The sequence below is a fragment of the Candidatus Nitrotoga sp. BS genome (assembly GCF_927797785.1).
Taxonomy (GTDB): Bacteria; Pseudomonadota; Gammaproteobacteria; order Burkholderiales; family Gallionellaceae; genus Nitrotoga.
In genome coordinates this window covers 40310-51133 of the sequence record NZ_CAKMLL010000050.1, presented here as the reverse complement: position 1 = coordinate 51133, position 10824 = coordinate 40310, and the positions used below count along the sequence as shown (strand labels likewise).

General features: G+C 46.4%; 9 protein-coding genes. All 9 read right to left on the bottom strand.

The window, feature by feature from the left end; all coding sequences use genetic code 11:
• Positions 1–121: 121 nt before the first annotated feature.
• Entirely contained in the window at positions 122–1135 is a 1014-nt protein-coding gene (trpD, locus tag MJ769_RS05605; RefSeq protein ID WP_239235033.1) for an anthranilate phosphoribosyltransferase, read from the bottom strand.
• The gene (locus tag MJ769_RS05600) at positions 1135–1704 is read right to left on the bottom strand and encodes an anthranilate synthase component II (RefSeq protein WP_239235031.1); all 570 of its coding nucleotides are present in this window, start codon (positions 1702–1704) and stop codon (positions 1135–1137) included. The genes trpD and MJ769_RS05600 overlap by 1 nt, the downstream gene beginning before the upstream one ends.
• Positions 1705–1981: 277 nt before the next feature.
• Positions 1982–3319: a hemolysin family protein gene (locus MJ769_RS05595; RefSeq protein ID WP_256445691.1), complete on the bottom strand. Its 1338-nt coding sequence runs from the start codon at positions 3317–3319 to the stop codon at positions 1982–1984.
• A gap of 631 nt (positions 3320–3950) precedes the next feature.
• Complete coding sequence (locus MJ769_RS05590) at positions 3951–4772, bottom strand: symmetrical bis(5'-nucleosyl)-tetraphosphatase (protein WP_239235028.1); 822 nt, start codon at positions 4770–4772, stop codon at positions 3951–3953.
• Between the two features lie 106 nt (positions 4773–4878).
• Positions 4879–6693, bottom strand: coding sequence for a polysaccharide biosynthesis protein (locus tag MJ769_RS05585; protein WP_239235037.1), 1815 nt, complete (start codon positions 6691–6693; stop codon positions 4879–4881).
• A 25-nt stretch (positions 6694–6718) separates the two neighbouring features.
• On the bottom strand, positions 6719–7699 hold the full coding sequence (locus MJ769_RS05580) for an MraY family glycosyltransferase (protein WP_239235027.1): 981 nt from the start codon (positions 7697–7699) through the stop codon (positions 6719–6721).
• 148 nt (positions 7700–7847) lie between these two features.
• Positions 7848–8807, bottom strand: a complete 960-nt coding sequence (locus tag MJ769_RS05575) for a UDP-glucose 4-epimerase family protein (protein WP_239235025.1) — start codon at positions 8805–8807, stop codon at positions 7848–7850.
• A 65-nt stretch (positions 8808–8872) separates the two neighbouring features.
• Complete coding sequence (locus MJ769_RS05570) at positions 8873–9664, bottom strand: glycosyltransferase family 2 protein (RefSeq protein WP_239235023.1); 792 nt, start codon at positions 9662–9664, stop codon at positions 8873–8875.
• 170 nt (positions 9665–9834) lie between these two features.
• Positions 9835–10776 carry a glycosyltransferase family 2 protein gene (locus tag MJ769_RS05565; protein WP_239235021.1) on the bottom strand — a complete coding sequence of 314 codons (942 nt, stop codon included), beginning with the start codon at positions 10774–10776 and terminating at the stop codon, positions 9835–9837.
• Between the last annotated feature and the right edge of the window lie 48 nt (positions 10777–10824).

Genomic DNA, 10824 nt, shown 5'->3' with positions numbered 1-10824 from the left:
ACAGGCAACGTAAAGCCAATTTAAATTTATTAATGTAGACACCATGGAATTAATCGGAAGGAGAGCAGGTACGTTCGGCGAAAAATATTTCACCTCCCCGAAAAATTGGTCTGCTACAACCTTAAGTATGAATATGGACTAGCGCTTCCAGCTTATTTTTCGCCGCGCCGCTGGCGATAACTTCTTTTGCTTTCTGTACACCTTCTTGTAGCGTTGCAGTTAACCCCGCCACATAAATAGCCGCACCAGCGTTAAGCTGTACGATATCACGTGCGGCACCGGGCTGGTTATCCAGCACCGACAACAGCATCGTGCGCGCCTCATCGGCATTGGCAACGCGTATGCTGTCCAGCGGTGCTGCCTGTAAACTGAAGTCTTGTGGTTGCACTAAGTATTCGAGTACCGCACCGTTGATCAGTTCTGCAATATAAGTTGGTCCGCTAATTGAAATTTCATCCATGCCATCTGCACCATGCACCACCAACACGTGCTGACTACCTAATTGCTGCATTACGTGTGCCAATTTTACAGTTAGATCCCGCTGGAATACCCCTATTACTTGGTTCTGTGCGCCTGCCGGATTAGTAAGCGGACCCAGCAGATTGAACAGCGTGCGCACGCCGAGTTCGCGCCGCACTGGAGCAGCGTATTTCATCGCGCTGTGATGATTGGGCGCAAACATGAAGCCCACGCCAAGCTCTTGCACGCAGCGCGCCACTTGCTGCGGTGTGTGATTGACATTAACGCCAAGCATTTCCAGAATATCGGCGCTGCCGCAGGTGCTGGAAACGGAACGTCCGCCATGTTTGGCTACGCGCGCTCCCGCTGCCGCAGCGACCAGCGCACTGGCTGTGGAAATGTTAAAGGTCTGCGCACCATCACCGCCAGTGCCGCAGGTATCAATCAAATGCTTATCATCCTGCACCGTCACTTTGTTCGACAGCTCGCGCATTACCTGCGCTGCCGCCGCAATCTCGCCGACAGTCTCTCCCTTCATGTTTAATGCGACCAAAACTGCTGCGATTTGAGCTGGAGTCAGCTTCCCGCCCATAATGTTCCGCATCAACTCGAGCATATCGTTATGCGGCAAGTCTTCACGCTTAAGCAAGCGATTGAGTAGGCTGGCGTAGTTCATTAACGTTCACCGCGCAAAAAATTAGCAAGTAGCTCGTGACCATATTCAGTGAGAATGGATTCCGGATGAAATTGCACCCCTTCTATCGCCATTGTTTTGTGACGTACTCCCATGATTTCGCCGTCTTCAGTCCATGCAGTAATTTCCAGACAGTCGGGCAGGGTGGCTCGTTCGATCACCAACGAATGGTAGCGTGTAGCGGTGAGTGGGTTTGGCAGGCCTTTGAAAACACTACTGTTGTTGTGAAAGATGGCTGATGTTTTGCCGTGCATTAGTTGTTTGGCATGAACTATCTTTCCACCGAATGACTGGCCGATGCTCTGATGGCCGAGGCACACCCCAAGAAGGGGGATGCGGCCGGCGAAGCGTTGAATGGTAGCGACCGAAATTCCTGCTTCGTTGGGCGTGCATGGCCCTGGTGAAACCACGATACACTGCGGTTGTAGCGTCTCAATCTGTTCCAGTGTAATCTCGTCATTGCGATGCACAAGCACATCTGCGCCTAGCTCGGCGAAATATTGCACCAAATTGTAGGTGAAGGAGTCGTAGTTGTCTATCATTAGCAACATAGTTATGCCTAATTATATGATTTATTAGTGTTATAAATAAAACATGTCCTGATTAGCCATGAAGCTTAGCCAGCGTAATCGACAAGTTTGAATGAGGAGCAAGATATGCTCATTTCGGCGAATGGTGATGTGAAAGTTGGATCAGAGACGTGCAGTTTCAAATGTTTTTTCAAATTTACGGATGATGAAATTGCGCGGCTGAACATTTTGTCTAATCAGGGAATTTGTTAACTGGCAAGCGTCAAGGCTATATCGTAAAATAATTGAAGCCAGCTCTTTAATCCGATAGCTCGGTATTGGGTTGCACTTCGCTAGCGCCCGAAACCTGGGTTGATTCTGATAAACGGCTTGCGAGTACCTTGTCAATTCGTTTTCCGTCAAGATCAATAACCTCCAACCGCCATTGTTCCCACACTACGACGTCAGCCACATTAGGCGGTCGTCCAAGCAACCACATCATCATGCCGCTAAGCGTATGGTATCGACCCTTATCTTCTTCAGGAACAGACTTCAACTCTAATTCATCTTTCAACTCGGGCACTGGAATCATTCCATCCAGTAACCACGAACCGTCTTCGCGCTGAACCGCCCAACGATCCGTATTATCGAGCGATATGAATTCGCCAGTAACCGCTTCCAATACATCCTGAAGGGTGACCAAGCCCTGAACCTCGCCATACTCATCTATGACGAAAACCATGTGAGTACCTGACGCTTGGAATTGAGCCAGAAGTTCCAATCCAGTTAACGATTCGGTCACGAAAACGCATGGGTTTACCTGTGCGGTCAGATCGGGTCGCCCACCATTAATTGTCTGGCTGAACAGTTGCTTGAAGGAGGTCACTCCCAGCAGGTCGCTCAAGCTACCCCGGCAAACTGGGAAGCGTGAATGATCAGATTCTGCTATCCGTAAGAGATTGGCCTCCAATGGCTGGTTGATATCCAGATATTCTATATCCGCTCGAGGGATCATGAGGGAGCCAACTTGTCGTTCATCCAGGCGGAAAACGTTGCGAACCATATCATGTTCGTGCCGCTCAATAATTCCTGCTTCGGAACCTTCTTCCAGCATTGCGTGAATTTCTTCTTCCGTTAAGCTACGTTCCACTTGCTGACTCATTCCCATCATTTTCAGAACAGCATCAGTAGATGTCGACAGTAATTTTACGAACGGGTGCGTAATTAATGCCAAGATGTGGATGGGTCTGGCCACTAGGCGCGCAATCCCTTCCGGGTTAAATTGAGCGATGCGTTTGGGTACTAGTTCGCCGATTACAATGGATAGATAGGTAATCACCACAACAACCAAAACGGTTGCGCCCAGCTCGCTTGGGCGTTGACTAACGCCGAGCGTTTGCAGCCATGCTGCAAACGGGGAAGCAAATACCGCCTCGCCAACGATACCATTCAGGATGCCGATTGAGGTGATTCCGATCTGAATGGCGGAAAGGAAACGTGTTGGATTTTCACCCAGACGTATCGCCACTTCTGCCGAGGCGTCGCCGTCTGCCGCTAGACGTGCTAGGCGTGAGTGTCGAGAAGTCACAAGGGCAAGCTCCGACATGGCGAAGATCCCGTTTAGCAAAATTAGGGTTATCAGGAACAGTATATCCATGAGATTATTCGAAAGAATGGTAATGAGGAGATGACTTGCAAATAACGGAACGGCTGCTTTGGCTGAGGGATTGCCAAATGAGAGATGGACGGAAACATAATGCCCGAGTAATTGAATTTGCTACAGTCTTGTAAATTAACAAGAGCAGCAATTCCATTCCGCCGCTACGTTTTTTTCCGAACACCAAAAAGATGACGATAACTCGAACGGTGAATAGACGGGAGAGCAGATAACAAAATAAGTTCTCTACTAAGGAATATCCCCAATTTAGTTTGCTTGTACTAATTTCAGTGGAAGATATATATGTAAGTAAACGATTACTACTGATATTCATAGGGCGGAGTAAAACCCCGCTCCTCCTGTCCATTATTTTAATGACAGACATCATAACAGACACTAGTAAAAATTTGTTAACAATTTGATTTTTATGTAAATTATTATAATAAACGTCTTTTTTTGTTTCAAATAAACGTTAATAATGTAGCTTTTAGCTCTTCAGGTAATCGGCTAAACGCAGTTGAAGTTTAACCACCGTAAATTAGGTTACTATTTTTAAACGCGACAATTTTAAAACTATCCCTTAGGCTTTTTCGAGACTCCAACTTTAAAGTTATAAAAATTACAATTGCTGCTATGGCATTGTCATCGGTTTGAGTTCGCATGGTATCTGAAACAGCTCACGATCTTCAAGGCGGATGGCGGTAAGTGTGCCGCCCCACAAACAACCGGTGTCGAGCGCAATGATTTGAGGGGTAACTTTCAACCCTAGTGCCGACCAATGTCCGCATACTAATGTTGCATTGGCGCTGGCGCGCCCTGGCACATCAAACCACGGCATGTATCCCTCGGGTATATTGTGCACCTCCCCCTTAAATTTGAATTCCATTTCACCGTTCGGGGTACAAACGCGCATGCGCGTGCAAGCATTAGTAATGACGCGCAGGCGCTCGTAACCGCAAAGGCCATCTTCCCAATGGTCAGGATTGTTGCCATACATGTACACGAGAAAATCGTGGTAGTGTTTACCCACTAATGTAGCCTCTACTTCATGCGCCAATTGTTGTGCCTGGTCCACCGTCCAGTTCGGCAGCAACCCGGCATGTACCAGGACGAAATCACCCTCTACATATAGCAGACGCTGCGCACGTAGCCAGGTTAGCAATTCGTCTCTGTCGGGCGCGTCAAGAATGTCATGTAGTGTGTCGCTACGGTGTAATTTGGCTGCGCCTTCAGCTATTGCAAGCAAGTGTAGATCATGGTTACCCAGCACGGTGATGGCGGCATCACCTAACGATTTTATTAGACGCAGTACGTTCACCGAATCCGGCCCGCGATTCACCAAATCACCTACCAGCCATAGCCTATCTATTGCTGGGTCGAAGCATATCTTCTCCAGCAACCGCAAAAGCTCGGTGTAACACCCCTGTATGTCTCCTACCGCGTAGGTTGCCATTATTCGCGAACAGTCAGTTTTTGAATTTTCTGTGCACTATGGATGTAAGCTCGGAGGATTATATGCCGAATATTTACAGTAAATTCGTGGCGAGTTGCATTTAGTGTCATATTGGTTTTTTTTCACCATTAAAATCTGGGCAATATTCTGGTACCCATTGTGTCAAGGCATGTTTAACTTCTGCATCGTCCTGTGTAGCGTCGGTATTGAACCAAATCAATAAATTTCCCAACCATGCTGCGTTCACTTCACGAGCCTGTGCGATGCGCAATTTTATATGAGGTGTGGGTAAAGTGTGCTCATTGTCAGCCAGCAATTCCTCATACAGCTTTTCACCCAAGCGCAGGCCAATGAATTCAATCCGGATATCATCCTTGCTTAGGCCGGAAAGACGAATAAGGTCATTCGCCAGATCAACAATTTTTACCGGGTCGCCCATGTCCAATACAAATATTTCTCCGCCTTTGCCCATTAAACTGGCCTGCAATACTAATTGCGCAGCTTCCGGAATCGACATGAAATAGCGTGTAATGTCCGGATGTGTGACAGTAATTGGTCCACCCTTCGCAATCTGTTCGCGGAACTTTGGAATGACGCTACCAGTGCTGCCGAGAACGTTGCCGAAACGCACCATTATGAAGCGCGTTCCGCTAGGTTGCTGCAATCCCTGACATACCATTTCTGCCAGACGTTTACTCGCCCCCATCACATTGGTTGGGTTGACTGCTTTATCGGTAGAGATTAATACAAATTTCGCTACATCATGACGCTGTGCAGCTGTGGCGACCGACCATGTGCCTAGCACGTTATTGCGTATCGCCTGCCAAGTGTTATGTTGCTCCATGAGGGGAACATGCTTGTATGCGGCTGCGTGAAAAACCATCGCCGGCTTATACTCAGAAAAGACTTGATCAAGACGGGCAGTATCACGTACATCGCCAATCAGGCAAACAATTTCCAGGTCATCAAATTTCGCGACCAGCTCCTGTTCCATGTTATACAGTGCAAATTCACTCAACTCGAACATCACTAAAATACGCGGTTTGAATTGTATGATCTGGCGACATAATTCAGAGCCGATGGATCCGCCGGCACCTGTTACCAGCACGGTTTTTCCGGTGAATAATTCGTGCAGCCCGGCCGCATCCAATTGAACCGGATCGCGCCCCAGCAAGTCATCCAGCTCCACGGCACGCAATTGCGAAATGGCAATACGCCCACTTAGCAGATCATCGAATGACGGCACCGTTAGTACCTTGACGCTGGCCTGATTGCAAATTTCAACCGCACGCTTGCGCACTTGGTGTGAGGTCGATGGCATGGCAATAATGGCTTGCTTTACACTTATGCGTTCCGCCCACTGCGGCAGGCTATCCAGCGCGCCTAGCACCTTGATCCCATTGAGGATACGCCCATGCTTATCAACATTGTCGTCCAGAAAACCCACCAGCCGCCAATCGCGGCTACGAGCCAGTTCCTTGGACAAGCCTACGGCTGCATCGCCCGCTCCTAACACGAGTACTGGTTCTACATTTAATTTAAGATTGCTATACAAGCCATGCTCTTTCCAGAGACGGTAAATAAAACGGCTTCCGCCCATTACAAGTAGCAAGAGCGCAGGGTTAATCACCAGTACCGAGCGAGGAATTACGGCATTGATACGAAACATCCATATCACCAAGGGAATCAATGAGGCAGCCATCAGCACCGCCAAAAAAATTCGGCGCAAGTCAGTTACACTGGCATAGCGCCATAGGCCACGATATAAGCCAAAGCGCCAGAAAACGATACCTTGCAATGGCACTACCCAGATCAGGGTGTGCAGCATCTCATTAATGAAGTGTGGTGGTGGTTCGAAATTGAAGCGCAACAGATAAGCTAAGCTCCAGGCAAATGCGGCCGCCACGAGGTCATGCAACATGGCCAGCAGGGTACGTGAATCTAGTTTAGCCACGCTGGCTTCGCTGAAATGCTTTCCAACGATTATCTAAGATCAGCATTAGCCCACCATACACACCACCCCATATCAGGAACAGAAGCCATGGCCATTCGGTGGACTGACTCAAATACCAAACGGCAGATGCGCCCACCGCAAGCATCAGAGTATATTCAAAAAATGCGACATTACGATGCCCCCAACCGATCTGCACCAAGCGTTGATAATAATGTTCGCGATGTGCTTGAGAGATTTTTTCACGACGCAACATGCGTTTCAGCAAGGTGACACTAGCATCTATGATGAAAGGAGAGAATACCAACAACGGAAACCATCCAGGCCATAGTTCCTGTTGCCAGCCCCACAATCCCATCGCGGCAGATAAAAAACCAAGAGGAATGGAGCCTGCATCACCCATGAAAACTTGAGCCGGATAAAAATTGTAATAAAGCAATCCCAAGCCAGCGGCACCTATTGAGAAATTTAGCATGGCCTGAGTATCTGCACCATGCATCAGCGCTGCTACGCCATACATGGTGAAACCGAAAAACGCCATACCTCCAGCCAAACCATCTGATCCATCCATGAAATTGAATAAATTTGTCATCCAAACTACGCACAGCATCACGAGTAAAGTCGTTGCAATACCCTGCGCCAGCAAACCCGAGCCGAGCACCAGAATCGCAGCAGCAGTGATGTGCGCTAACAAGCGTTGTCTTACTGGCAGGCCGCGTACGTCATCTAGTAAAGAAACAGCAAACAGTAAAAGCATGGGCAATACCACCCACCAAGCTAAGGACATCACCATTAATCCCCAGGCAGACAGGAGTCCTGCCATCAATCCTACTCCGCCAACGCGCGGAATTGGTGTCTCATGCAATGAGCGCTCATTGGGGATATCTTGAATTTTTTTACCGGTTTTACTAAATACAATAATAGTAATCACCAACATCGTGATTAGTGCTGCGATCATAGGAGCGAAATGCGACATGGGAACGTTACTCTATAACAAAATTGATAATTTCCGCGCAATCTACTTTCATGCGAGGTGGTTACCGTATGGAAAGTTGCTTAACAAACCCTCGGCTATGTTGGTATACTTTTTTCAACAATTGATAGCAACATAAGTAACATATGTATTAGCTTTTCTTACCTAAGCGTCGGTGCGACTCTGCAGTCGCTTGCAGCCCCTGATGCAAAGTATAAGGAGGAACCCACTTTAAATCACGGCGGATTTTACCACTATCGACCTGCAACGAGCCGAGTAACCGTTCGACTTGTTTAGATTTGCCGAATAACTTGCCCAGCTTACCTAACCAGCTTGACGGGAACGGAAATAGGCGTGCCGGACATTTCGTCGCGCCTCTTAATTGGCGCAATAAATCTGGGGTGGAAACATCCTCACCATCACATACTAAATAAGTTTGGCCTGCGGCGACAGGATGGGTTGCACAGCTTATCAAGGCATCCACTAGGTTTTCAACGTAAATCAAGCTGCGACGGTTATGTACAGAAGCAAATGGCAAAGGAATGTGTGTGGCCGCCACCTTTAGCATTTGTGCAAAGTTGCCTTTCACGCCAGAACCATATACCAATGGAGGACGCACAACAACAATTTCCATGCTGGTTTCTTGGGTAATGCGCCACAACGCTTGTTCGGCTTGCCATTTCGAGATACTGTAAAAATCTTGTGGGCAGGGTTCATCCAACTCTGTAAATGATTGAGTTGTGCTGGTCTGCTCGCCATTCACCTTGATCGAGCTAACGTAGACTAGCCGCTTCGCCCCAGAACAAGCTGCCTGCCGAGCGAGATTTAAAGTGCCGTGCAGGTTGACCTTAAGAAACTCCGCCAGTGGATCGGTAGTGCTCTCGTGCATTACATGCACTCGTGCGGCAAGATGAATCACTACATCCACATCGCGTAATGCCTCAGCCCAATTCGTCTTACTATCAATAGCGCCAATGATTATGGTTTCCGCTTTTTCAATCACTGAACTCCTTGAACGTACTGTCGCGCTTACAGATTGTCCTCGACGCAGCAATTCAGCACAGAGTGCTTTACCAACAAAGCCAGCAGCCCCGGAGATCATAAATTTCATGATGACAGCTTACGACTAAGCATAATTAAGTTGGATTAGCTTTCATTGCGCTACCGTACATTTGTTCATGGATTTTCTTTTGTCAAACGCAACCATAATATTTTTAAAAACAAAGAAGAACAAAAAAATCGCATCATGCTCATAAGATGCCACTGAAAATACTTGAAGCTGTGATGACTAGTCCTACGAGCAAGGTGAATCACCTTGGCATCAGGACATAAGATTACTGCATAACTCTTGAGTCTCAACCTCGCGCATAAATCTACGTCTTCATAATAAAGAAAGTATTGCTGATCAAATCCACCTAGTTCTTTGAATACGTCACGCGGGAATAACATGAACATCCCGCCCACCCAATCAGGAAATATCGAACTATTTTCTACAAGATAATCACTGCCTTTACATCTGCCGAATGCTTTGCAAAATATCTTGAGAGGCGTCGGGAAACGGCGGGCGCTGTCTTCTATCTTGCCGCTCATATTGAATATGAGCGGCGCAGACATGCCAACTTTAGAATCCTGTAGGCACGCAAGCAAAGCTTTAAATGGGTCGCTATTCAACCGGATATCTGGATTCATTACACAAAAGAATCGTCCCTCTGCGTATGTAAATGCTTGATTGTGATTGGTAGCAAATCCCATAGGAATGGGGTTGCGAATAATTTTTATTGGAAATGAAAAACTATCTGCCGCGAAGGGCAGTATCTCATCCAGGTTAAGTGTGAGTATCAATTCGATCAATGAAGCCCGGCAATGGCGGTTGATATCATGCAGTAGACATTCAATCAACTGAATTTGTGCATGACTGACAACAGAAATGGAAATTTCAGGGGGCTGCTTCGCGGCAATTTGGTTCATCAAAAATAACGAACCTGACGTACTTGAGTAACTTGCCTCGCTGTTAGGCTTTTATCCATAAAGTCTGTTCCGCTGGTGAGGAGCGATAATCACACATACCCTTTGGGAAAAATAAAATTAAGAAAGGACATCAATTCCCGGCAGATTAAAACGCCAGTTTTCGCTTCAGCTCAGATTCGATTAATAAATATTATTAACCGCAAGACCAAATTATCAAACCATTTTTGCCGCCATATTTCTTGGGATAGTACTAACTGAACACGACACCACAGTGATGATTTTGCTGCGATAAATTTATCGAGAGTTAATCTTTGAGATAAAGGGATGCTCTTTTCAAACAGATTTAAAAAAATGGAAGCTTGCAACCAAGCTTGCAACCAAAGCAATCCTCTTCCGCTGTAAATAAATCTATGCATTTTTCTATTTAATTCATCAAACATATTCGCGGTTGCGCCAATGGTATTATTTCCGTGCTGTCGATATTTAATATTGGAGTAACTATCAAAAACAATTTCGCCAAAACAAGAGAGAACTAAATAGCACCACCAATCATGCATCAACACTTTACTTGGAAGGTGCTTACATATAAGTTCCACTGCTTTTCGATTAAGTACCATCGTACAGCCGGTAGCAATATTTTCAACTAAAGCATTGCCAAAGCCAACTTTTCTTGGTGTATTGGTAAATCCAATATGGTTTAATTGTTCATCTACAATTTCTAACCTGGAGCAAAATAATGCCGGACGGTTATCGGCGACAACTAACAAGGCCGTAACCGCATGTTCAATTTTATGAGGTTGCCAAACATCATCTTGATCACAAAAAGCAATGTATTCTGTTTCAGTTAACGCAGCATTATGCAGTAACTTAAAGAAACTCAAGGCTGGGCCCAGGTTTTCATGCTCTCTTAATATATCTATGCGCCCACTTAATTGCTCATTTTCTAAAATGCTTCTTGTTGAATCCGACGATCCATCGTCTCTTACCAAAATCCTAATGTTCGGATAGGTTTGTTCATACAATGAATTTAGTTGCTGCTGAAGATACTTGCTCCCATTGTATGTAGAAAGTAGCACTGTGACCTTATTTGGTTTGGATACCTTTGGCGTCATCGTTTAGTTCCACCCTTGACAAATCTACCTGCTTCAATCATGGACTCT

Bases quoted from the DNA above. Each gene is read 5' to 3' on its own strand.
- trpD (WP_239235033.1), bottom strand. From the start codon at position 1,135: ATGAACTACGCCAGCCTACTCAATCGCTTGCTTAAGCGTGAAGACTTG.
- MJ769_RS05600 (WP_239235031.1), bottom strand. From the start codon at position 1,704: ATGTTGCTAATGATAGACAACTACGACTCCTTCACCTACAATTTGGTG.
- MJ769_RS05595 (WP_256445691.1), bottom strand. From the start codon at position 3,319: ATGGATATACTGTTCCTGATAACCCTAATTTTGCTAAACGGGATCTTC.
- MJ769_RS05590 (WP_239235028.1), bottom strand. From the start codon at position 4,772: ATGGCAACCTACGCGGTAGGAGACATACAGGGGTGTTACACCGAGCTT.
- MJ769_RS05585 (WP_239235037.1), bottom strand. From the start codon at position 6,693: ATGTTGCATGACCTCGTGGCGGCCGCATTTGCCTGGAGCTTAGCTTAT.
- MJ769_RS05580 (WP_239235027.1), bottom strand. From the start codon at position 7,699: ATGTCGCATTTCGCTCCTATGATCGCAGCACTAATCACGATGTTGGTG.
- MJ769_RS05575 (WP_239235025.1), bottom strand. From the start codon at position 8,807: ATGAAATTTATGATCTCCGGGGCTGCTGGCTTTGTTGGTAAAGCACTC.
- MJ769_RS05570 (WP_239235023.1), bottom strand. From the start codon at position 9,664: ATGAACCAAATTGCCGCGAAGCAGCCCCCTGAAATTTCCATTTCTGTT.
- MJ769_RS05565 (WP_239235021.1), bottom strand. From the start codon at position 10,776: ATGACGCCAAAGGTATCCAAACCAAATAAGGTCACAGTGCTACTTTCT.